We start from the raw sequence: 23,949 nt of genomic DNA on the forward strand, positions 1-23,949 counted from the left end.
TAGCAAACAGAGAGTGTTAACTATGGGTTTTTTAGTTCGTAATCAAGTGGCTATTGTCACGGGCGGCTCATCGGGTATTGGCTTAGAAACAGTTAAGTTGCTTTTAGCTCAGGGCGCAAAAGTGGCGTGGTGTGGGCGTAATCCAGAACGACTACAACAATCCTTAGAGCAAATGCAAAAGCTCTACCCCGAGGCCGAATGCTTTACAGCTGTTTGTGATGTGCTCAAGCGCGAAGAAGTCCAACAGTTTGTTACCCAAGTCAACGAGCATTTTGGTCAAATCGATATGCTTATCAATAATGCAGGACAGGGCTTAGTTTCCAACTTTGACAGTACGGCAGACGAGCAATGGATTACAGAAGTGGAGTTGAAATATTTTAGTGTTTTGAACCCAATTAAAGCGGCTTTACCTTTTTTGAAAAAGTCAGCGAACGGTTCCATAACAAATATTAATTCCTTGTTGGCGCTTAAACCAGAACCTCATATGATCGCCACTTCTGCTGCGCGCGCCGGACTACTAAATCTAACCAAATCCTTAGCAAAAGAGTTTGCTAGTCAAACCATACGGGTGAATTCAGTGCTGATAGGTATGGTGGAGTCAGGGCAATGGCGTCGGCGTTACGAGCAGCGTTCAGACCGATCTAAAACATGGGAACAATGGATTCAGGGCATAGCGAATGATCGAGGCATTCCCATGGGACGCTTAGGCTTACCTCATGAGGCGGCTCAGGCTTTGGTGTTTTTAGCCTCGCCGCTAGCTTCTTATACCACGGGTGCGGTAGTAGATGTATCCGGCGGTTTTAGCCAAGAAATTTAAAGGGGTGTTATGAAAACAGTAGTTTTTATTGGCTATGGCGCGATGGCCCAAACCGTGCATCGGTTATTACCGCAAGGCGTTCGATTGGGTGGGGTGGTTGTGCCTTCTGCTGCGGTAGCAGAGATAAAAAATAAGCTTGATACCAGTGTCGAAGTCGTAAGTGCGATAGCAGAGCTTCAGCTTGAGCCTGACTTAGTGGTAGAGATGGCAGGGCAAGCAGGACTAAAAGAGCATGCAGGCGCGGTGTTAGAGCGATGCTGGCGTTTAGCGGTGATCTCTGTGGGCGCATTAGCTGATGCAGATTTGCTGGACTCATTACAACGCGTAGCCGAACAACACCAAGCACAAATACAGTTATTACCAGGGGCCGTGGCAGGTATGGACGGCTTGAGGGCAGCCCGAGCTTTAGGTTTAGAGCAGGTCACCTATCAAGGGCGCAAACCCCCAACGGGTTGGAAAGGTAGCTATGCCGAACAACAAGTGGATTTAGATACCCTAACCGAAGCGACTGTATTTTTTACCGGTACAGCACGGGAAGCGGCACAGTTGTTCCCTGCCAATGCCAATGTAGCCGCCACTATTGGTTTAGCTGGGATAGGCATGGATGCGACGCAGGTTCAGCTTATTGCTGACCCAGCGGTGCAGCGTAATACCCACACCATTTATGCCAAAGGCGATTTTGGTGAAATGACCGTGCAGATGAAAGGTATTGCTTTGGCCGATAACCCTAAAACCTCCACTCTAGCAGCGTTAAGCATTGTACGTGCCATTGAACAGATCAATCAGGTGTGGGTGATTTAGCTATACCAAAGGGAAAGTATGAAAAAGATTTTTTTAGCCGGAGAGTGGGTGTTAGGACAGGGAAAGCCTACGGTAAGTTATTTCCCCGCGGATGGCACTAAAAATGATGAGTTCTCCACCGCTAGCGTAGAGCAAGTGGATGAGGCGGTGCGTAAAGCGCATCAAGCTTGGCAGCAGCCTGAGTGGCGCTTTAGTTTGCCGTCACAACGGGCTCGCGTGTTATGGAAAGTGGCCGAGCTGATCGAGGCACGTGTTGAGGAGTTAGCAGCATTACAAACCCGAGACAACGGCAAGCCATTGAGTGAAACTAGAGGCTTAGTCATGAGTGCGGCCCAAACAGCACGTTATATGGCCTCTGTATTGGATACATTAGATGAGGAGTTAACGAATCAGCGCGCTAGCGATACGTTAACGCTAAGTGTTTACGAGCCTTTAGGGGTGGTGGCAGCCATTACCCCATGGAATTCGCCAATCGCGTCAGAGATGCAAAAAATTGCTCCTGCCCTAGCTGGTGGTAACGCCATTGTATTAAAGCCAGCCGAACTGACCTCCTTAGTCGCTTTGCGATTAGCAGAGTTATTCGAAGAAGCTGGCTTACCCAAAGGCTTGCTGAGCATATTGCCTGGCAAAGGCTCAGTGGTCGGTAATGCATTAGTTCAGCACCACTTGGTACGCAAAATTTCTTTTACTGGAGGCACCAATACGGGTAAGCAGCTTGCCCATGTTGCCGCCGAGCGTCTGATTAGCACTTCGTTAGAGTTGGGCGGCAAATCACCTACAGTGGTTTTGGAAGATGCCGACCTAGAGCTGGCAGTAAACGGCGTTATTTATGGCATTTTTAGCTCGGCAGGTCAGGCGTGTATTGCTGGATCGCGTTTATTTGTGCATCAGTCTCGCTATGACGAGTTTGTAGCTCGCTTGGTAGAAAAAACAAACCGTTTACGCGTGGGTCATCCTGAAGACCCTGCGACTCAAGTGGGCCCGCTCATTGATGAAAACCACTTACGCGGTGTGGACGCCTATGTACAGCAAGCCAAAGCAGAAGGGGGGCAGGTAGTAACCGGAGGGCACCGTGTAACAGGCAATGGCTTAGACCAAGGTAGTTATTACGCCCCAACAGTTATTACGGGTTTATCCAATAGCGCTACGGTTTGCCAAGAGGAAATTTTTGGTCCGGTATTAGTGGTGATGCCCTTTGAGTCTGAACAAGAGCTGGTAAGTGTAGCGAACCAGAGTGTCTATGGCTTAGCAGCAGGTATATGGACAGAAAATTACCGTAAAGCTTGGCAGCTAGCACGCTTACTAGATGTGGGTACTGTGTGGATTAACACCTATAAGAAATTTTCTATTTCTACCCCCTTTGGTGGCTTCAAACAAAGTGGTGTAGGCAGAGAAAAAGGCCGGCACAGTATTTTGTCCTATATGCAGCAAAAAAGTATTTATATTGGTTTAGACAGTACCCCCAACCCATGGTGTGAAGGGTAATCAAGGAGAAAAAGATGACTAAAGTCACTGTTGGAGAGGCAATCGTACGCGTGCTAGAGGCACATCAGGTAAAAAATATGCATGGCGTGATTTCCATTCATAACTTACCTATTGCCGATGCGGTGGGACGCCGTGAAAAAATGCATTTTGTTTGCGCCCGCGGTGAAGCGGGGGCAGTGTCAATGGCCGATGCAGAAGCACGTTTTACAGGTTTGGGGGTGGCTTTAACCAGTACCGGCGCAGGCGCTGGCAATGCGGTGGGTTCGTTAATTGAAGCCTTTAATGCCAGTAGCCCCGTTTTGCATTTAACCGGTCAGGTAGAACGAGAATACTTAGACCGCGACGTGAGCTTCATTCATGAGGCCAAGGATCAATTGAATTTTTTACGAGCTGCTAGCAAAGCGGCATTTCGTGTTATGAGTCCTGAGCATGCAGTGGGTGTAGTACGTGAAGCCATACGTGTCGCCACTACTGTACCAATGGGGCCTGTCAGTGTAGAGATCCCCATCGATGTGCAGGCGGCCGAAATAGATCTGCCTAGAGATTTAACCCCGGTGGCTCCATTAGCATTGCCTCAGCCTTCAGCAGCAGAGATCACAGCTTTAGTGGAGGCGCTAAAAGCCGCCAAACGACCTATATTTTGGGTGGGAGGGGGCGCCTTGGGCGCAGGCGCAGAGGTGCAAGCTTTTGCTGATTTGGGCATACCTGTTGTGTCCTCAACGCACGGCAGAGGCATCTTGGACGATGCTCATCCACGCAGTTTGGGGGCATTTCATAACTCAGAGCAGGTAGAGCGTTTATTGGCTGAGGCTGATCTCTTGGTTATCGTAGGCTCTAGATTACGCAGTAATGAAACCAAAACCTACAGTATCGAATTGGCACCGCATCGAATCCAAATAGATGCTACCCCGATGGCGCAACAGCGTAATTACCCAGTGAGCCATTTTATTTGTGCAGACAGTCAGTACTTATTGCACCAAGCCCTAACACAACTTGAGGGGCACACATGGGTAGACGCGCAGTACGATCAACAGATTAGCGCGGCAAAGCAAGATGCGGTTCGTGCGTTAAGCGAGCAAATAGGCGTCTATGCAGATCTATGCTTTGCTTTACGAGAGGCGTTGCCTTCGGACAGTATTTTAGTACGCGATATCACCATGTCTGGCAGCACTTGGGGCAGCCGACTTTTCCCTGTAAGCAAGCCTTTACAAAACATTCACTCCTTAGCCGGTGCTATTGGCTTGGGGCTAGCTCATGGCATAGGTACAGCTATAGCAAACCCCGATAAAAAAGTGGTTGCTTTAGTGGGTGATGGGGGGCTGATGCTAGGTTTAGGCGAAATAGCCACGTTAGTTCAAGAAAAAAGCAATATGATATTGTTAGTAATGAATGACGGCGGCTATGGGGTAATGCGAGGCATTCAACGTCGCTATTTTGATGACCGACAATACTTTAATGAGCTACATACACCTAGTTATAAAAAAATAGGCGAGGCGATGCAATGCCCAAGTTTTGAAGTAAAAAGCCTAGATGAATTTAAAGCAGTAATTGCTGAGGCGGTAGCCATCAATGGGCCTGCTGTTATTGAGGTTGACATGGCAGCGTTAGGACCTTTAAATTTTTCTGGGCCACCTCAGAAAAAGTTGTATTAAGCCTATTTTTAAACTAAATAACCCTCAACAACAGTTTGAGGGTTATTTGTTTGTTAAATAGTCAAAAAGCAACTTGGCGCTAACAGACAAATCTTTTTTAGTTCGGATCCCTATCGCTAGTTGTCGTTGCGCCCAATCGTCTTTTAGTTCAATAAAATGCGTATCGGGTATCTGAAAAATTTGGGTGCTTTGCCTAGGCATTACGCCAATTCCCATACCTGCATTGACCAATAGTGCCATGGTTTCGTAACTATCAATCTCGGCACGCACCTTTATGTGTTGATTGACTTCCATTGCCGCTTTGGTAATTTGGTAATTAATTTGCGTACCACTACGTAATACAATTTGCTCATAATCTAAGCACTGTTTGAAATATAAACTGTTGTATTGAGTTAATGGATGGTTAGTTGGCACTAATAAACCCAACACGTCTTTTCTGAAAAAATAGCTCTCTATTTTTGCATCGTGCGGCAGGGCGGAATAAATGCCAATGTCAGCTTTGCCTTTCTCTATATCGTAAACAATATTCTGGCTGTTTTTTTCTTCTATTTTTAAATGAATAGTGGGGTACTTTTGTATAAAGTCAGATAATAAGTCGGGCAGGTTTTGGGAAAGAGCAGAGATATTGGCCAGAATATGAATATGGCTTTGGCGTTCTTGGGAAAAATCATGCAGGTGATCTTTTAAAGCCTGGGCATTTTGTAATAGGTTACGAGCCCGATACAGCAGCTCAAGACCCGCTTCGGTGGGGGCGACCCCTTTATTAGTGCGATGTAATAGCTGAATATTCAGTTGGGTTTCGAGCTCGCTGATACGGCGGCTGACAGCCGCCGAGGCAATGTGCTCTTTATGGGCGGCTTGGCTAATCGTACCTTCTTCTATTACTCGTACAAATAGTTTTAAGCTCATTAAGTCTAAGGTCATAGCGGTCTTCAGAGATTGCCTAGTGATATGTTTTCGCCTTGAATGACCAGGCGCTGCGCGCATTTTAGTTAATTATATACCGTAGCGTAGGGTGAGCTCATACCCTACTACGCATACAAAAAAGCGGCCTTTAAAAGGCCGCTTTGCGAACGCACTAGCTGATAACTAGGCTTAGATGCTGGTTTTGCCAGACAACAAGAAGCCGGCGTCAGGCACACGAGTTTCCAGCCCCAATGTTTTCAACATTTGGTATACGGTGGCAACAGAGGCGGATAAAACCGGTTTACCAATCATGTCTTCAGCACGTTGAATAGCTGGCAAGGAAGGCATTTGTACACACGCGGATAACACCACGGCGTCGACGCCCTCGTGATCCAAGCGCTGAACGTGCTCAAGCAGATTTTCTGGGTTAAGCAGACCGACCTCTAGGTTGTCAGAAACCTCTAGGCTGATGGAGTCTTTGACCTCGATGCCTTCGGCTTCGATGTATTCGACAACGCGCTGGGTTAATGGCTTCATGTAGGGGGTGATAACTGACACTTTTTTAATGCCAAACTCTTTCATGCTGTCGACCAATGCACCCGCTGAGCTAAGTACAGGAATATCCACGCCTGTGGATTTCACAGCCGCCTCTAGGCGTTCCTGAGACTGACGGTGGTAACCATTACCCTGAGCCATAATGGCGACTAAGCAGGCGTAGGCCATGACGTCACAGCGTGCATCGGCGAGTTCCACCACACAACGGTCGCTGGCGGCATCCATGGCTTTAAGCTCTTCGGGTGTCACATTCATCATGCGCATGCGTGAGGAGTGAAACGTAAAGCGATCAGCAGGGTTAGCAGCCATGCGTGCATTAAGCATCGCTGGGATTTCGGTTTCCATAGTTGTGTTAGAACTAGGAACGATTTGACCAATGCGGTAAGTTTTCATGTCTCCACCTACAAAAATAAAGAATAACGATAGTTTAATCCATGTACAGCAATGCGTAAAATGCTGATTGATCATACTGCCATCGCATTTTGCGATGGCTAGGGTTTGTTGTTAATAAAGCCTTTGACTACCGTTAGAGCAATAATTTTCAGGTCAAGCCATAATGACCAGTTATTGATATACCACAGATCGTATTCCACCCGTTTCTCCATTTTCTCTAGGGTGTCGGTCTCGCCGCGCAAGCCATTAATTTGCGCCCAACCTGTGATACCGGGCTTAACCTTATGCCGACGCATATAGGTTTCAATCATGTCTTTGTAGTATTCATTATGGGCAAGTGCATGAGGGCGGGGCCCAACAATAGACATACGACCTTGCAGTACATTGTAAAACTGGGGCAGTTCGTCCAGACTGGTTTTACGTAAAAACGCCCCCAAGCGAGTGATACGAGGGTCATTCGCAGAGGCTTGGGTTACGGTACCGTCTTGTTCGTTATGCACTTCCATCGAGCGGAATTTATAGACTTTAAAAGGTTTGCCATTAATACCGGTACGCTGCTGTTTAAACAATACTGGGCCGGGCGAGGTGAGACGGATTGCTAAATAAATCAGCAAGCACACTGGCAAAATGATCAGGCCAATCAGAGAGCTCATGACAATGTCGAAGCCGCGTTTAATTAAACGATGGCCTCCATCCATGGGGCTGCAGCTGATATCAATGCTATAAAGCCCTGCTATATGACTAATTCGGTGATTAAGTAATGCCAGATTAGTCAGATCAGGAAAGAAACGAATATCAGCGGTTTGATGCCTACAGGTGTGCAAAATGGCAGTGATTTTGTCGGCTTCGGCTAACGAGAGACAAATCCAGATCTCGTGAGGTGGATGAGCGCTAATGGTTTGTTGAATGTCAGCGAGAAAATCCGCGTTATTGGCTGTGCTAATGGTTGAACGGATAGAGTAGCCAGCGCGGGGTAAATTGTCTGAGGTATTAAAAATAGGATGACGACTTTGGTCATCACTGATCACTAAGACATTTTTCTGGTTACGACCCCGAGCACGTATTTGCCCAAGTGCAAAATACACCAGCAGTCTAAAGATAAAAAGAAACCCAAAACTGATAAACAGCGTGGAGGACATCCACTGTCTAGAAAAATAATGAGCTAGTTGCGTACCAATCGCAATAAAAGACAGCACAAGCAAGGCCGATAGCCATGCCATGGTTAATCGTTTAAACGGTTGCCAGAAGGTTTGTCCACGCCATGAACTATAAGCGCGGGTGACGATTTGGCTCAAAATAATGAGAAGCGCAAAGACCAACGAAGCCAATAAATAAGAATCATTCATGGACCACGTACCAAAGCGCCACCAATAACTGAGGTAAGCGGCGCCCAGCAGCAGGGCTAAATCCATTAACCCTGCAGCGAAAGCCACAGGATAACGCTCTGCAAAAATAGAGGGCGGCTGGTTATAGTTATGCAAATTCGTTCTCAACGATCAAAGCAGAGGGAACTACGGTTCGATATCGTTAGGGCTAACGGTGTCGTAGGGGTTAAATTCAGTTAACAGCTCTTCGTAGTCATGCAGTATTTGTTCCCATGTGAACTGCTCTGCATGACGGAGTCGGGCGGCTTTTTTCATGGCTTGGGCACGCTCGGGGTTAGCTAATAGCTCGGAAAGTAACTGCGCAAAGCCAGTGGTGTCTTTGAAAAACACAGCGGCTTCGGAGCCAGTGACCCAACGGTTAAAGTCATTGTCATGGGCAATCACGGGGTTGCCAGCAGCTAGCGCTTCGACCAAAGAAGGGTTCGTGCCCCCGACTTGGTGGCCGTGTATATATAAATAGCTATGATAGCGTAGAGCGGCAAGTGTCGATTTGTCATAGATTGCACCTAAAAATTGCACCTCGGCACTGCCTGAAGCCAACACGCGCTGGTGGTAGGGGTTATCGGCTTTAAAATCGCCTAATACCACCAAGCGATGTCCGCGTGGTTCTCGGCTAAACCCTTGGACAATTTCCAAAATCGAGTTTTCAGGCTCGGGGCGCGCAATAACCGTGGAAAACTTTCCCGGTTCTAGCCCTAGCTCGCGAATAGGTGCTGCGCTGGCATCTATTAACGCATCAGCGCCGTAAGGGATGACAGTAATGTCAGACTCTTTGGCCGAGCGCTGGGCTAAATGCGCAGCAATGGCTGGGTGATCGGCAATAAGATGCGTGCCTGACCAACACGCAATGCGCTCGTTGATACGTAGCCACAACTTGGCAAAAGGCCCCCATTTGGCGCGCTCGTATTCAATACCATCCATATTGAATAAATTAGGCTTGCCGCGCACACGTTGTACTAAATTAAATAGGGCACTGTTATAGCCTAAGGTTAAGCCAAGAGCGGGCTGTTTACGGGCATGGAGTGCGGCTTTTAAGTCAAAAATTAAGGTGCCCAGCGGGCCGGCTTGTTTTACAGGAATATGAACACGACGCACACGGCCCCACATCGTTTCATAGGGCACCGTACGATTCCAGTCCTCTTGGCAGTAAACGGTAACGCTCCACCCTTTTTGAACTAAATGGGTGGACAGTTTCTCAGCAAAGGTCTCAAAGCCACCATGTTGAGCAGGAACCCCGCGAGTTCCTAAGATTAAAAGTCGTTTATGCATAGGACAGGAAAAGTTATTTATAAAAAAAACGCTGTAGATTAAGTTTTAGCTTGCGCCACACCACAGCAAAAAAGCTGACTGGCTGCTGTAAATAGTGCGCTGCGGCTTGGCTACGTCGGCTAATCGCTACCAATTGAGTGAGCTTGCGTCTGGCATACGCATAGTTAAACGAATGAGCCGCCTCTACATTACGCCCGTGTTGTCTATACAGCACGGTAGGTTCGGCTAAGGCGACCGCATGCCCAGACTGACTGACTGCAATCGCAATCCAATGATCATGAAAGAGTTTCAAGTGCACGGGAATAGGTAAAACAGCTGTAACCGCGGCACGGTTTATCAAAATCGTACAGCCTGTAACCATATTTTGCACTAATAGATCGCGCCAGTCATTGATCCAAGTCGGGTTTAGCTTTTGTAATGCCCAAAATGAGTCCGCAATCAGGTTGAGCTCAGCGTCAACGACGCGCAAATCGCTACAAACAAGGAAAGGAGCCGGGCTAAACTGGCGCTCTAAAGACTGCATAGCCACTAATTGGATACGTAACTTATGGGCTAGCCAGATATCGTCCTGATCAGCCAACGCCACATAAGGGGCAGTGCTTAATGCCAAAAGTTGGGCAAAGTTTTCGGTCACATTGCCTTTGCCTTCGGTGCGTTCAAATAAATCAATATGACGCCGAGCGGGCAGCGGCTGGGTCATTAGCTGCTGGACGATGGCTACGGTCGCGTCGGTAGAACCATCGTCTCGAACCAGAATACGAATGGGCCCTGCGTAATCCTGCTCTAGGATGGATTCGATCTGCGCTTTAATATAGCGCTCGCCATTAAAGGCGGCCAAAACCACGTCAATAGCAGGGTAGTCTTTGGGCATGGATTAAATGCGTTCTAAGCGATAGTTGCCACTGAGCACGTCTTGCCACCAAGTTTCGTTATCGAGGTACCATTGCACGGTTTTGCGTAAGCCGGACTCGAAAGTTTCGGCAGGGCGCCAACCCAGTTCACGTTCAATTTTGGCCGCATCAATGGCATACCGCACATCGTGGCCAGGGCGGTCTGTGACAAAAGTGATGAGGTCGGCGTAATGACGGGTTTGCCCGTTTTCTGTCCAAGGATGCAGCTCGTCTAACAGTGCACAGATTTCCTTGACCACATCAATATTGGCTTTTTCATTGTGACCACCAATGTTGTAGGTTTCCCCCACGACGCCTTCGGTGGCGACTTTTACCAGTGCGCGTGCGTGGTCTTCTACATAGAGCCAGTCGCGAATCTGTTGCCCATTGCCATACACGGGTAATGGCTTGTGGGCCAAAGCGCTTAAGATCATGTGTGGAATGAGTTTTTCTGGGAAGTGGTAGGGGCCGTAGTTGTTGGAGCAGTTTGTAATGACCACTGGCAAGCCATAGGTACGGTTCCAGGCGCGAACTAGGTGGTCAGAGCTGGCTTTGGATGCCGAGTAAGGCGAGCTAGGCGCATAGGGGGTGGTTTCAGTAAACAAGTCATCTGTACCGTCTAAATCGCCATAGACCTCATCGGTGGAAATATGGTGAAAGCGGAAGGCGTCTTTTTTGGTGGCATCTAGACCAGACCAATAGGCCCGTGCTGCCTCGAGCAATTGGTAGGTGCCTACAATATTGGTCTGAATAAACTCGCCAGGGCCATGAATAGAGCGGTCTACATGGGACTCCGCTGCTAAATGCATAACAATATCAGGTTGAAACTCATTGAAAATACTTTTTAATGCATCGGAATCACAAATAGTATGATGATAGAATTGGTAGCGCTCGGATTTTGACGCATCACCGAGCGAGGCTAAATTGCCTGCATAGCTTAAAACATCAAGGTTTGCGACCTGAAAAGAGGTGTCGTAAATAAGATGGCGTATTACTGCTGAACCAATAAATCCGGCCCCGCCGGTAACAAGTATGCGCATAGAAAATCCAATGTTGTTTAAGATGCAAACAGATGAATCGTACCAAAACCTGCGTGGTATACTGAACAGCTTTTTGATACAAATAGATAATTGCGTAAAATCGTTACGCGTGTTTTAGGTTAAATAATGAAGCCTACCCGTCGAACAGAGCTGGCACAGGTCGTTTTCCAGTTTAGAAAAACCTTTTACAGCTTAGCCGCCTTTAGTTGCGTTATTAACGTTCTTGGCTTAACCCCATCATTATATATGCTCCAAGTCTATGATCGGGTATTAACCAGTCGTAATGAAACGACGCTGTTAATGTTGACCTTGTTGGTTGCGGGCTTGTATCTGCTTTCTGCCGCGCTCGAGTTTGCACGTTCATCGGTGTTGATTCGCGTGGGCAATCGCCTCGATATGATGCTGAATCAACGCGTGTTTAATGCCGCCTTCGAGCGCAATTTAAAAATGGCGGGGGGCAACCCCTCGCAGGCCTTAAACGATCTCACCAATGTGCGTCAATTCCTGACGGGCAACGCCTTATTTGCCTTTTTTGACACCCCCTGGACCCCTATTTACATGGCGGTGGGCTTTATGGTTCACCCCCTGCTGGGCGGTATTATGCTGGGCGGTTCGGTGGTGTTGGTGTTTTTGGCTTACTTAAATAATATCAGCACCCAAAAACCATTGGCCGAGGCCAACAAAGCGGCTATTGGTGCAGCCCATTTTGCCGACAACCATTTACGCAACGCCGAGGTCATCGAGTCCATGGGCATGCTGCCGGGGTTGCGAGCACGGTGGATGAAGCAGCACGAGCGCGTCCTCTCTTTGCAAACTCTGGCTTCAGATCGTGGCGCTCGACTCAGCACATTGACGCGTTTTGTGCGTATGTTTTTACAGTCGCTTATTTTAGGTGCAGGGGCCTTATTGGTTATTGCAGGCGATATTACTGCTGGCATGATGATTGTGTGTTCAATCTTGATGGGTAAAGCACTTAGCCCCGTGGAACAGGTCATCGGGTCATGGAAAACCATGCTGTCTGCCAAAGAGTCTTACGCGCGCCTAGAAGAAATGCTTGGAAACGCACCACCCCGTGGCGAAACCTTAAGTTTACCTAAGCCCAATGGCCAGGTCGTGGTTGAAAACTTAATTGCCGGGGCGCCTGGTCAACAGGTGGCTATTTTGCGCGGTGTTAATTTCACAGCCAATGCGGGTGATGTGGTGGGCGTCATTGGCCCTTCTGCTTCGGGTAAATCGACTTTAGCTCGGCTATTGGTTGGGGTGTGGGGCGCGCGCGCCGGCAGTGTGCGGCTCGACGGTGCCGACATTTATCAGTGGAATAAAGACGAGCTTGGCCCGCATATGGGGTACTTGCCCCAAGACATCGAGCTGTTCGATGGCACCATTGCGGAAAATATTGCGCGCTTTGGCGAGTTGGATTCGGCCAAAATCATTCAGGCCGCTCAAAGTGCTGGGGTGCACGAGATGATTCTACGGTTCCCCCAGGGCTATGACACCCCCTTAGGTATAGGCGGTATCGCTTTGTCAGGCGGTCAAAAGCAGCGTATTGGCTTGGCACGAGCCATCTATGGCAATCCCGCTTTAGTGGTGCTGGACGAGCCCAATTCCAACTTAGACGATGTAGGGGAAGCCGCATTGGTGGCGACCATCAATCAGTTAAAGCAGCAGGGCACCACCGTTATTCTTATTACGCATCGCATGAATATTTTGCAGGTAGTGGACAAGCTTTTGGTTATGCGCGAAGGGTCGGTCACTCTGTTTGGCCCTCGTAAAGATGTGCTATTGGCGTTACAGCAACAGCAGACTCAAGCTCAGTCTCCCAAACAAGTCCACTAGTAGAAGGCACACCCAAAATGATGAAATGGCTCAAGCAAAAAACCTCTACCCCCGATGAGTCCACATTAGGCGTAGATACCAATGCACGTTCCCCATTGCGTTGGGGGTTGATGGTGTTATTAATTGGTTTTGGTGGCTTTGCGCTATGGGCCGCTTTTGCGCCGTTAGACGCAGGGGTAACGGCCGAGGCTCAGGTACAGGTATTTGGTAACCGTAAAGCCGTGCAACACCTAGAGGGTGGAACCATTGATGAAATCCTCGTCAAAGAGGGCGACAAGGTCGAGTCAGGGCAACCGTTAATCCGCCTTAATCGAACCCGTGCTGTCTCTGAGCAAGCCATCGTCAGCACTCAGTACATTATGGCCAAAACCATCGAGGCCCGTTTAGTTGCCGAACGCGATCACGAGCCCTCAATACACTATGCGCCCGAACTTGTTGGTTTGTATGGCAATGACCCGCGCTTTCTTGACGCAAAACGCGTACAAGACCAATTGTTTGAAACGCGGCGCAACGCACTCAAAGGCGAAATTGAAATCTTGCGCGAGAATTTACGCGGTGCTGAGCAACAGCTACGTGGGTTAAACGAGGTTCAAAAAAACCGCCAAGCCCAAATTAGCTTTGTGAACCAAGAGCTAAACGGGGTGCGCGAGCTAGCCAAAGAGGGCTACTTGCCTCGTAACCGCATGCTCAACCTAGAGCGTGATGCGGCTCAATTGCAGGCCGCTCTGTCTAATGATGTGGTCGAAGCCGGTCGTGCGCGTAACCAAATCGCAGAACTAAAATTACGCATATTACAGCGCGAACAAGACTTCCAAAAAGAAGTCCAGTCGCAGTTGTCAGAGGTACAAAAAGAGGCCACGTCCTTGGGCGAACGTCTAGAGGCCTTAAATTACACCGTTCGAGAAACGGAAATACGCGCTCCCATTGCGGGCTTTGTGCAAAATGTCACCGTGCATACGATTGGCGGCGTAATTGGGTCGGGTACGCAGTTGATGGAAATTGTGCCCGAGGACGAGCGCTTTATTATTCAAGCTCAGATTCCGGTGTTCAGTATTGATAAAGTCACACCGGGGCTCGAGGTGGAAATCACCTTTCCTGCCTTTAATCATGCGCGCACCCCCAATATCCCTGGCCGCGTCCTCACCGTCTCTGCGGACCGCATTACCGATCAGCACACGGGAATGCCGTATTATTTAGCCCAAATAGAGGTCACGGACGAGGGCATGGAGCTCTTGCGTTTTAATAATATTCGTCCAGGTATGCCCGCTGCGGTATTAATTCGCACCGGCGAGCGCACCATGCTGAGCTATCTGCTCAAGCCATTTCTCGAGCGTTTAGATAAATCCTTTACCGAAGAGTAATCCTATGATGTGGCGGCAGCTATCGACTTTCTTCTTTGTCATGAGCGCTTCTGTAGCCTCCGCGCAACCCATTAGTCTGGCCAGCGCATGGCAAGCCGCGCAAACGCAAGACCCAACGCTCCAAGCCGCTATCTCAGAGCGCGAAGCGGGCCAAACCGAGCGGGCACTGGGTCGAGCTGCCCTGTTGCCCCAGATTAGCGCCAACTTAGGGCGTACACGTATTCATGGTCATCTGGAAACACCCGATGCGCAAGACAACATCGTGCGCCAAGACCTCGATTACACCTCGAAAGTGAATGAAATTAATCTACAACAGAGCCTCTTTGACTGGGGGCGTATCACGGGTTACAGACAAGGCCATGCCAGAGCAGATCAGGCTTTAGCCACTTTTGATGTGCAGGCTAATGACGCCTCAGAGCGTTTAATCAATCGGTATTTTCAGCTTTTATTGGCTCAGCAGCAGCTCAGCCTTTCTGCCCAAAATGTACAAGCCAGTGATCAACATATAGAAATCGCTCAGCATCATTTCCGCAGTGGCGAAGGCACCATTACCGAAGTACACGAAGCCCAAGCGCGACGTGATATTGCTTATGCTCAATGGCTCAATGCCCAAGACAACCTAACTGTAGCTCGACGTGAGCTACAGGAAATGATTGGTGTAGAACCAGAGCAAGTACTGGGGCTACACGAAAAAATTAATCCTGTAGGCCTCGAGCCTCATGACTTAGCCAGTTGGATGCAAATGGCCTTAACACGCAATGCGCAAATTCGTGTCGCGACAGAAAATTTGCGTGTCAGTGCTTTGGAAATCCAACGGGCTTTCAGTGGTCATTTACCTACTGCAACCTTGACCGGTAGCTTGCGTAAAACCACCGCTGAAAGCATTTCAACACGCAATCAAGACTCATCCACGCGCTCTCTAGGTATTTCCATCCAAGTGCCCGTATTTGCTGGTGGGGCAACCCAGGCCCAAGTGCGCCAAGCTCAATATGGGCGTGATCGCTCTTCTCACGAACTCGATGCCACCCGCGAGGAAATTGCCGTAGAGGTAACGCGCCAATACCAAGGCGTACTCAGCGGTGCGCAAAAAATAAACGCCTATCAAAAAGCAGTGCAGTCTAACGAATTAGCGCTTAAGGCCGCCGAACGGGGGTATCAAGGCGGCGTCCGTAGCATCAGTGATATTTTAGATGCCCAAGATCGCTTGTATCAGTCACAGCTTGACCTGACACGGACACGACTTGAATACGTGATGGCACGCTTGATGCTTGCTGCAGTGGCTGATGGGCTGACTGGCTCGTTGATTGAACAAACCACCCAGCAGTTTTTTAGCCACAAGCCCATCCCGGTAAAACTGTAACGTTTCAGCTGCTCGTTTATCGGATTGCGCGGAAAACCCCGCCGTTCAGGGCGGGGATAGAGAGCGCGGACACGCTAGGGGCCTGTTCATTTTTTTGCCGTTGTCGTCCATTCCTTAAAAGACATGGCGGCTTGATCTTTAGCCGATAACTTGGGTTCAGCGCCGTTTAGGTGCCAATCAATGCCTAAATCGGGGTCATCCCACGCAATAGAGCACTCAAACTGCGGCGCATAGTAGTCGGTGGTTTTATAAAGAAACTCTGCACTGTCAGACAGCACCACAAAACCGTGGGCCAGACCTTCGGGCACCCAAAGTTGGTGTTTATTTTCAGCCGATAAGATCGCGCCGACCCACTGACCGTAGGTGGGCGAATCGGGACGCGTATCCACGGCCACATCAAACACCTCGCCCTGCACCACGCGCACCAGTTTGCCTTGGGCTTGTTGGGTTTGCAGATGCAAACCACGCAGTACATGTTGGGCCGACTTAGAGTGGTTGTCTTGGACAAATTGCACTGAACGCCCAATGGCTTGTTCAAACTGTTGATGATTAAAGCTTTCAAAGAAAAAGCCGCGTTCATCACCAAATACGGTGGGCTCAATTAAAAAGACGTCAGGAATAGCTAAAGCGGTCGCTTTCATAATAAAACCTTCAAATAGATCAATGCAGAGCAAGGGCAGCACCATCATGCTGCCCCTAACTAATTAGAGTAGGTCGAGCAAATATTGCCCATAGCCATTTTTAGCTAAAGGCTCAGCCAACCGTTGCAGCTGCTCTTTGTTAATCCAACCTTGGCGGAAGGCGATTTCCTCGGGACAGGACACTTTTAAACCCTGACGACTTTCAATCGTAGCAATAAACTGACTGGCATCCAGTAACGAGTCGTGCGTACCCGTATCTAGCCATGCGTACCCACGCCCCATACGTTCTACGTGTAATTGGTCTTGGGCGAGGTAGAGTTTGTTGAGGTCAGTGATTTCAAGCTCGCCACGGGCGGAAGGTTTTAAATCACGCACGAGATCAACCACCTGATTATCGTAAAAATACAAACCGGTGACCGCATAATGGGATTTAGGCTGAGCAGGCTTTTCCTCGAGAGACAGCACCTTGCCGTGGGTGTCAAACTCGGCCACACCATAGCGTTCTGGGTCGTGCACATGGTAGGCAAACACCGTTGCCCCTTGAGTGCGTTGTTTTGCGCTATCTAAAAGCTGATGGAACTGATGACCATAAAAAATGTTGTCACCCAATACCAGCGCCGAAGGGTTATTGCCGACGAAGTCAGCGCCAATGGTGTAAGCCTGTGCCAAACCGTCTGGGCTAGGTTGTACCGCATAATTAAGATTGAGCCCCCACTGACTGCCATCGCCTAAAAGCTGTTCAAAACGTGGCGTGTCTTGGGGGGTAGAGATAATTAAGATGTCTTTTATGCCCGCTAACATTAAGGTAGAAAGGGGATAATAGATCATGGGCTTGTCATACACTGGCAACAGCTGTTTGCTGATGGCTAGCGTAGCAGGATGCAGACGAGTTCCTGAACCGCCTGCTAAAATAATACCTTTGTATGTCATGTTTTTGCTTTGAATAGGTAACGATTATAAGTGAGCTAACTGAGCCAGTTGTGCGACGGCGCGCTTGGCATGCAGCGGCCATGCCGGCAGCTCGATAGCTAAGGCACGCTCGATTTTAGAACTATCTAAATAGGAAAAAGCAGGCCGTTTTGCGGGGGTGGGGTACTGGGCGCTGGGTATTGCCAAGACCTGCTCTGGTTTGACGCGCACAGGAATGCCTTGTGCGACCATTTGCTCGACAATAAACTGGGCAAAACCATGCCAACTGGTCTGATCTTTAGCCGTTAAATGATACAGGCCCGATTCCAGTTGCGACCGCTGATGCGCCCAAATAGCCAAGGCCGTTAGATCGGCCAGCATTTCTGCCGAGGTAGGGGTGCCAAATTGGTCATCGACCACGGTCAGCTGGTCGCGTTGCTGCGCCAGACGCATCATCGTGCGCATGAAGTTATTGCCATGACCGGCATACACCCAACTAGTACGAAAAATTAAATGATCGCAACCGCTTTCCATAATATGGGTTTCACCAGCCAGTTTGCTGTGCCCATAGACGTTTTGGGGGTTGGGTTGGTCGGTTTCTTGGTAGGGCTGTGACTGGTCACCCGCAAACACGTAATCAGTGGAATAGTGCACTAACAGCGCATCATGGTTTTTGGCGTAACCCGCCATGACCTCGACGGCTTTAGCGTTCACACAAAAAGCGCGCTCGGAGTCGGTCTCGGCCTTGTCCACGGCCGTATAGGCCGCTGCGTTCACGATTATTTTTGGTTTGACTTGCTTTAGGGTGTGGTGAATTTGCTCAAGCTGGCCCAAGTCAGCTTGGCTGCGATTGACCGCATGCAGAGAAGCCAAAGGCAGCAAACTACGCTGAAGCTCGGTACCGACTTGGCCATCTTTACCAAAAATTAATACAGAAGCCATTGTTTACCACTCCAAGAAGAGAAATCACGGTTAATTTTAGCTTATTTTAATCCACCCTACGCGCACGGGCATGGTGTGAGCATACAACATGGCCGTACGTTTGGCTTTGGTATTTAGGTAGTAGCGCCTAAGTGGCGGTGGTATGATGGCTTCTTTGCTTAATTTGTCTCTTATCCGCTCGCCTTTATGCGCTCCCATCGTTTGGTTGATCAATTCTTACGTCCTTTGGTGGCAAAACGTGTCGTAAACCTTTTGCTATGCCTTGGCGTAGCAACCGGTGTTACCGCCCACGCTGCATCGTCTCAGGTACAACGAGTGGGTGCTCATCTTGGAACGCAATTAACCACTAAGGCGTCTAGCGTTGAAATACTGGACCTGTACAGCGTATGGCTATTAGGTTTCACGCGTTCCCCCTACGCCAAAATAGCGCTTAGCCGTTATGCAGAGCACCAAGAACAACGCGCCATTAGCCGTGCTGGTTTGTTGCCTGCTATGAATGCCAGCTACAGCCGCAGTCGAGTCCATGGCTGGCGCCAATACCCTGGGCGTTTTGGGCAAGTGTCTCGGTCTGATTTGCGCTACGACTCAAGCAGTTTTTCTATGCAGTTGCAGCAACCGCTATTGAATTACGCCAGCTACGCCGAATACCAACGGGGTAAAGCTGTGGCGGAATTTGGGGCCACACAGTTGGGGGTAGACCAAGAAAAGCTCAGCCTGCAATTAACGCAAATCTATTTTAAAACGCTATTGGCTTACGAGGACTGGCGCATGCAACACGAGCGCCTTCAGTTTTTAACGGAACGCCTCGACACTTTTAAAGCCTTGGCGCGTCTAGATAATGCAACGCAATTAGAGGTCGAGGAAACCGCTGCACGCTTGGCCGTAGCCGAGGCAGAGCTTCTCGTCGCTGCCGATACGTTACGGGAAAATACCTTACAACTGGCTTCCTATTTAGGCTCATGGCCCCAATGGTTGCGGCAATTGCAGCCCACTTGGCATTATGCACCGCTTGAACAAACTAGAGCGCAGCTGCTAGAGCAAGGTAGGCAACACAATCGATCCGTACAGTTAGTGCAAAAAGAGATTGCTATTTACCAAGCTCGCTTAGAGGCAGCCCGAAGCCAGTATTTTCCTACTGTTAGTCTGGGCCTTAGCTTCAATAAAGCCAATAGCGAAGACCTGGCTACCCTAAGCCAACGCACCAATACGGTAGCGGTAGGCCTCAATGTGGCTATTCCATTATTTAGTGGCGGCTATACCCGTGCTGCGACCAGCCAAGCGCGTTTCCAGTTAACTAGCGTAGAAAATCGTTATCGAGCCGTGCTAGCAAAAACAGAAGCCGACATTCAAAAGCAATTTGGCTTATACACCAGCGGTGCGGCTCGGGTGGCTTCATTACAAAAAGCCGTGGAGTCAAGCCGACTGAGCTTAGATTCCATGCTTAAAAGCTTTAGCGTGGGTGCAGCCAATAACCTAGATGTATTGAATGCCCAAGACCAGCTGGTAGCTACCCATTACGAGTATTACCAAGCACGACTAGACGTGTTGCTGGCCCAACTGCAACTGCAGGCGTTAGTGGGCGAACCGTTGCACCAAGCGGTACAAACGATGTCGAATCAGTATTTTGACGGCGAGGTAGTCGCCTTGCCTAACCCCTTGCGCTTTGAGGCCGAGACGACGCGGGCCTGGACCCTAACCCCGCCGCGGGCACCGACAGGGGGGTAGGGGTACGCCTAATTATCGCCTAGCGTAAGAAACGACGAATTTTTGCCTTTAGCTCGGGGGAAAGGGTGCGTTGCGCCCATGCATTAAGACGAGGGTATTTATGCAAAATAGCGGCGACCTGAGCATGGCGAGCGCTGACTTGGGGCTGAGTATCCAACGCAGCGGGTGCCACGGCAGCACGTTTTCCTAGCCACTCTTGAAAACCGGGGTCGGAATAAGGCGTAGGAAAGCGTTTTGGTAAATCGGCCTCTTCGCGGTACTGGTGACGCCAAGGACGCTCGATACGGCTGCCGTCCGCAAAAAAATCATACGGGCTAGGACGCTTGCCCAAGCGCTCTTGACCATTGCGAGCTTGTTCCGCTACGTACCAATTGCTCATGTCCCGTAAAACAGGGTCATTCGGCGCGTGTTTTTGCAACATGAGCTCGTGCGTACCAATGTCAAAGCCTGAGAAATGGAAAAAACGCAGGGGCTGATCGCCATTGACCCAATAGTTCTGTTGGGCGTCGCGGCTAATTTGGCGATAGTATAAGTTCCACGTTGCCATGTTGTAGCCCGGATGGCGCAACACATGCATATCAGTAAAGAAACACGGCGCTAAATCGACCCAGCGTTGGTCAGTAAATAGACCTTTAGGCCCGTCGTCATAGCACCAGTCTAAACAGCGTGCGCCCCACCAATCAATGAACTCCAAGCCCTGACCATAGGTGGCAATGCCTAAAAAGCCTAAATTAAATACCCCATGACGCAACGAGCCAAGCATTTCGCCATCTAACAAATCATCCGTATCCGTTGCTGGCACCGTGACGTGCGGTGTCACCACCACAGGTTGAGTTTTAAGGATCTCGTAGAGCTCCTCCATGGGGCTATACAACACCGTATCAGGATCCAGGTACACCACCGTTTCTGGCTGGTGTTTGGCAATAATATGTTTAAACGCCCACGGCTTCACAGCCGTACACAGCTCAACCACGGCGTGCTTGAAAATCCAGCTTTCTAAGGACGCGACGGGTAAGTTTAAATCGGCAATCGTCAGCACCTCATCAAATGCCGAGTAATCAATATCTGCGGCTTTGTCGTCCGACAGCATACAGGTGACATGCGCCTGATCGCCATAAACACGGCGAATAGATTGAGCCAAAGTGATCGCTTTGGGAAGATAAGCGTTATTTACTGAGGTGAGAAAATAGTACATGCCGAAAAAGTAAAAGAAGAGAGTTAACGACCTAGTTTACGCCGTATTTTGCGTAAAAAACCACCTACACCTAAGGTATCGGCCCAATGAATCAAATGCTGACGTAGGTGATAAGTAGAGCGTTGTAGCTGGCCTTGTTTTAAAAGTTCAATTTCTTTGCGTAGCGCAGACACCTCTGCCATGAGCTTAATGTTTTGCTCTTTGAGCATAACGGGGTCTGTGGTGCTCCACTGTGAAGACATGGCTTGTACATGCTGTTGGTAGTACAAGTCTTCTTCGGTTTGAACTGTCGTGTCTACATACCAAGGCAAATGGTGCGCACTAAGCGGCGGTGCCGTGCGAATAGAACGCCACCATTTGGGGTCATCCGGAGTAATTCCCGGCTTGTAATACGCAAAAGTGGTATCAATAGCCGCCTCGAATAACGTGCCGTCCTCGAGGGGGTGCTCCCAGAAAGGCGTTTCCCATTCGATCACTTGTTGCTTGTGGGCATAATGCGCAGGCAAGTCATCAATATGCAACGACAACCCGACCTTAGTGAAATTTTTATAGCGCGCCAAAATAGCGGCTAAACGCTCGACCACATCGGCTGGGCAGTTTTTGCTAGGTAGCACATCGCAGTCATTCAGCACAAAAGGTTGATGCTGAATAATGTGATCAAACTGGCCTGATTTCCACAAGACTAAATGCCCATGATTTTCTTGCATCGTATGCACATGATGCGGGCTTGCTGCCAAATAATCTAATAAAGGGGGATAGGTGGACGCGTTATCAATAAGGTGTATGTTTTTATAGCCAGCTTGCTCTAGCCAGCTCACCACAGGGCGCAAGGCCTCGAGGCGATTGAATACAATGATAAATATAGGCGTTTGAAAAAAGTCGATGGAAGCCACAGCCTATTGTCCTGATAGTGTTAAGCCATACGATTGAACCAGAGCCCCAAAAACGCGCTCAAGCTGATGTTCTAAGGTGTTTTCCACCTCGGCTTGATCGGTGGGGCTAAAGTCATCGAACGTAATACCCGCATCAATAAAGCGCTGTAGCACTTGACCTCGAATCCAAAACATGGTGCCTCCGAAAAACTCGGGGTGCGTGGCAATGTGCAGACGTTGACACAAAGCCGCATAGGCGTTTCGATTGGCGTCCGGTGCCGAGCATAAGAATTGACGTGCGCCAATCATACCCAACTCTGGGTCAGAAATAAATCGGCGTAATGTCTGCTCTGTAATCGTCGCGTTGCCTGCAATAGGAGCAATAAGCTTACGACGCCAGTCATCGCCATCCACAATATCGTTTCCAAATAGCTGACGGATCACGGCCAAATAACTGGCGGCATTCTGGCTGCGCTTGGTATGAAGTTTCAACACCACATCGTAGCTAGGCAAATTGAACTGATGAATGACCTCGATGAACGGGCCCACATCTTTGCCTTGATTCGGAAGTTGAATCACCTCGATACGGGCTAGATGGCCTAGGTACTCGTGAGCCAACGCACGCAGAGCCGTAGGCTCGTGTGGCGTCGTGATAAAGACCTCGGCCTGAGCCGGCAGGGTAGCGGCCGCTTGTAGCAACTCGGGCGCAATGTCTTCGTAATACACATGCAAATGCGCGGCAACACGTAAGTCATCCATAGACGGTTTAATGGGCGCACAGGCGGCCACAGCAGATGGTGGCATAGTCGGGTTTGGCAGACTTTGGGTTGATTGGCGCCGTTTCCACCAACGCCAGGCGCGCATGGCAAGATAAAGCGGTGAAAAACGTAATCGATGCAGATCACGTTGTGCATGATGGAGCATGGAGCGCGTTTGATGCAGCTCCAACCGAGTCTGTTCAAGTGTCTCGAGTGTGGCGCCCAATTCGGCATGCGTGGCATCGTAGGCTTTAGAGGTGTTTTCATAGGCGTTTAAGGCCTGTTGCCACCCCGCATGGGCTTTATGTACCTCTGGCTCCCAGGCGGCGTCGCGTGCAGCGGCAATCTGCGTCACCTGTTGTTGGCGGATCAGTTTGTAATGGCGACGTAAGCCCGCCAAGGCAGCCGCAGGCACGCCATGAGCCGTCTGCAAACTGCGTAACACCAGATGGTTGGCTTCGATGGCGGAAACGGGCAAACCACCCAAGATGGTATTTTTGCCGTGTAGGCGGTATTCCCACAGCACCCAATCAAAGCGCCACTGAAACGCCTTTGGGTTAGCTAAATAGGCCCGCAACACATAATCCCAATCCATGTTGTAGCGTAAAGGCCGAATAGGGCCAAGAGCGTCAAACAGGGTTTTTCTAAAAAAGAAATTGCTGGTGGAAACCGTAACATTGCGCTCAAGTAACGCCGCCCATAGCCCGTCGCTTTGGGCTCGCGACACCATGCGTTGGTATTCAAGCAACCACGGGTCGTCTGTAATGGGTTGGCTGTCGGCATCAATTAAACGCAAACCCGTAGCAATAAAATCGACGTGTTCCGTAGTCGCCAGCTCGACCAAACGAGCTAAACGTTCGGGTACGTAGCGATCATCGGAATTTAAAATACACAGAAACTCCCCTTGGGCTAGGGCCAGCCCTCGGTTAATCGCGGCATGGGCACCTTGATTGGCTTGGTGATACGCACGAATGCGTGAATCGTTGGCGGCTGCCGCCTGAATCATGGCCCACGAGTCATCTTTGGAGCCATCATCAATAATAATGAGCTCTAAATTCGAGTACGTTTGACCCAGCACGCTTTGGATGGTTTGCGGCAAAAAACGACCGTGATTATACGAAGGAATAATAACGCTAACTAAAGGGCGCATGGTCATA

20 protein-coding genes are annotated in these 23,949 nt (G+C 49.5%); 8 read left to right on the forward strand and 12 right to left on the reverse strand.

Going from position 1 to position 23,949, the window contains the following annotated elements; genetic code table 11:
* Positions 1-22 precede the first annotated feature (22 nt).
* From GGR41_RS08765 to GGR41_RS08780, 4 genes are read left to right on the forward strand one after another with little or no spacing between them, the layout of a single operon-like run.
* Positions 23-817, forward strand: coding sequence for an SDR family oxidoreductase (locus GGR41_RS08765; RefSeq protein ID WP_167661505.1), 795 nt, complete (start codon positions 23-25; stop codon positions 815-817).
* Between the two features lie 9 nt (positions 818-826).
* Positions 827-1,618 carry an aspartate dehydrogenase gene (locus GGR41_RS08770; RefSeq protein WP_167661506.1) on the forward strand — a complete coding sequence of 264 codons (792 nt, stop codon included), beginning with the start codon at positions 827-829 and terminating at the stop codon, positions 1,616-1,618.
* A gap of 18 nt (positions 1,619-1,636) precedes the next feature.
* A complete protein-coding gene (locus tag GGR41_RS08775; protein WP_167661507.1) occupies positions 1,637-3,103 on the forward strand; it encodes an aldehyde dehydrogenase in 1,467 nt (488 codons plus the stop codon).
* A 14-nt stretch (positions 3,104-3,117) separates the two neighbouring features.
* Positions 3,118-4,755, forward strand: coding sequence for a thiamine pyrophosphate-binding protein (locus GGR41_RS08780; RefSeq protein ID WP_167661508.1), 1,638 nt, complete (start codon positions 3,118-3,120; stop codon positions 4,753-4,755).
* 42 nt (positions 4,756-4,797) lie between these two features.
* Here GGR41_RS08780 and GGR41_RS08785 read toward each other — a convergent pair whose 3' ends face one another.
* From GGR41_RS08785 to rfbB, 6 genes are all read right to left on the reverse strand, one after another.
* Positions 4,798-5,679: a LysR family transcriptional regulator gene (locus GGR41_RS08785; protein WP_167661509.1), complete on the reverse strand. Its 882-nt coding sequence runs from the start codon at positions 5,677-5,679 to the stop codon at positions 4,798-4,800.
* A gap of 171 nt (positions 5,680-5,850) precedes the next feature.
* A complete protein-coding gene (locus tag GGR41_RS08790) occupies positions 5,851-6,609 on the reverse strand; it encodes a maleate cis-trans isomerase family protein (RefSeq protein ID WP_167661510.1) in 759 nt (252 codons plus the stop codon).
* A 98-nt stretch (positions 6,610-6,707) separates the two neighbouring features.
* Complete coding sequence (locus GGR41_RS08795; RefSeq protein ID WP_276509352.1) at positions 6,708-8,090, reverse strand: undecaprenyl-phosphate glucose phosphotransferase; 1,383 nt, start codon at positions 8,088-8,090, stop codon at positions 6,708-6,710.
* Between the two features lie 30 nt (positions 8,091-8,120).
* Entirely contained in the window at positions 8,121-9,263 is a 1,143-nt protein-coding gene (locus GGR41_RS08800; protein WP_167661511.1) for a DUF1972 domain-containing protein, read from the reverse strand.
* A gap of 13 nt (positions 9,264-9,276) precedes the next feature.
* The gene (locus tag GGR41_RS08805; protein WP_167661512.1) at positions 9,277-10,134 is read right to left on the reverse strand and encodes a glycosyltransferase family 2 protein; all 858 of its coding nucleotides are present in this window, start codon (positions 10,132-10,134) and stop codon (positions 9,277-9,279) included.
* Between the two features lie 3 nt (positions 10,135-10,137).
* The gene (gene rfbB / locus GGR41_RS08810) at positions 10,138-11,193 is read right to left on the reverse strand and encodes a dTDP-glucose 4,6-dehydratase (protein WP_167661513.1); all 1,056 of its coding nucleotides are present in this window, start codon (positions 11,191-11,193) and stop codon (positions 10,138-10,140) included.
* Positions 11,194-11,319: 126 nt separating this feature from the next.
* Here rfbB and GGR41_RS08815 point away from each other — a divergent pair, with 126 nt between their 5' ends.
* From GGR41_RS08815 to GGR41_RS08825, 3 genes are read left to right on the forward strand one after another with little or no spacing between them, the layout of a single operon-like run.
* The gene (locus tag GGR41_RS08815) at positions 11,320-13,029 is read left to right on the forward strand and encodes a type I secretion system permease/ATPase (RefSeq protein ID WP_167661514.1); all 1,710 of its coding nucleotides are present in this window, start codon (positions 11,320-11,322) and stop codon (positions 13,027-13,029) included.
* 17 nt (positions 13,030-13,046) lie between these two features.
* Positions 13,047-14,390 (forward strand): HlyD family type I secretion periplasmic adaptor subunit, encoded by a 1,344-nt coding sequence (locus GGR41_RS08820; protein WP_209279787.1) that lies wholly within the window; start codon positions 13,047-13,049, stop codon positions 14,388-14,390.
* Between the two features lie 40 nt (positions 14,391-14,430).
* Positions 14,431-15,750, forward strand: a complete 1,320-nt coding sequence (locus tag GGR41_RS08825) for a TolC family outer membrane protein (RefSeq protein ID WP_167661515.1) — start codon at positions 14,431-14,433, stop codon at positions 15,748-15,750.
* 86 nt (positions 15,751-15,836) lie between these two features.
* Here the strand turns inward: GGR41_RS08825 and rfbC are convergent, their stop codons facing one another.
* The 3 genes from rfbC to rfbD all read right to left on the reverse strand — a co-directional run bounded on the left by rfbC (position 15,837) and on the right by rfbD (position 18,242).
* A complete protein-coding gene (gene rfbC, locus GGR41_RS08830) occupies positions 15,837-16,391 on the reverse strand; it encodes a dTDP-4-dehydrorhamnose 3,5-epimerase (protein ID WP_167661700.1) in 555 nt (184 codons plus the stop codon).
* Between the two features lie 63 nt (positions 16,392-16,454).
* Positions 16,455-17,321: a glucose-1-phosphate thymidylyltransferase RfbA gene (rfbA, locus tag GGR41_RS08835; RefSeq protein ID WP_167661516.1), complete on the reverse strand. Its 867-nt coding sequence runs from the start codon at positions 17,319-17,321 to the stop codon at positions 16,455-16,457.
* 24 nt (positions 17,322-17,345) lie between these two features.
* The gene (gene rfbD, locus GGR41_RS08840; protein WP_167661517.1) at positions 17,346-18,242 is read right to left on the reverse strand and encodes a dTDP-4-dehydrorhamnose reductase; all 897 of its coding nucleotides are present in this window, start codon (positions 18,240-18,242) and stop codon (positions 17,346-17,348) included.
* A 186-nt stretch (positions 18,243-18,428) separates the two neighbouring features.
* Between rfbD and GGR41_RS08845 the strand changes: the two genes are divergently transcribed.
* Positions 18,429-19,967, forward strand: a complete 1,539-nt coding sequence (locus tag GGR41_RS08845) for a TolC family protein (protein ID WP_167661518.1) — start codon at positions 18,429-18,431, stop codon at positions 19,965-19,967.
* A 19-nt stretch (positions 19,968-19,986) separates the two neighbouring features.
* On the opposite strand, the gene GGR41_RS08850 is transcribed toward GGR41_RS08845, so the two are convergent.
* The 3 genes from GGR41_RS08850 to GGR41_RS08860 are packed head-to-tail and all read right to left on the reverse strand — an operon-like array spanning position 19,987 to position 23,948.
* Entirely contained in the window at positions 19,987-21,162 is a 1,176-nt protein-coding gene (locus GGR41_RS08850) for a glycosyl transferase (RefSeq protein ID WP_167661519.1), read from the reverse strand.
* 23 nt (positions 21,163-21,185) lie between these two features.
* Entirely contained in the window at positions 21,186-22,055 is an 870-nt protein-coding gene (locus tag GGR41_RS08855; RefSeq protein ID WP_167661520.1) for a glycosyltransferase family 2 protein, read from the reverse strand.
* A 3-nt stretch (positions 22,056-22,058) separates the two neighbouring features.
* Positions 22,059-23,948, reverse strand: a complete 1,890-nt coding sequence (locus GGR41_RS08860; protein ID WP_167661521.1) for a glycosyltransferase — start codon at positions 23,946-23,948, stop codon at positions 22,059-22,061.
* Position 23,949: the final 1 nt, after the last annotated feature.

The sequence above is a fragment of the Paenalcaligenes hominis genome (genome assembly GCF_011927625.1).
Classification (GTDB): domain Bacteria; phylum Pseudomonadota; class Gammaproteobacteria; order Burkholderiales; family Burkholderiaceae_B; genus Paenalcaligenes; species Paenalcaligenes hominis.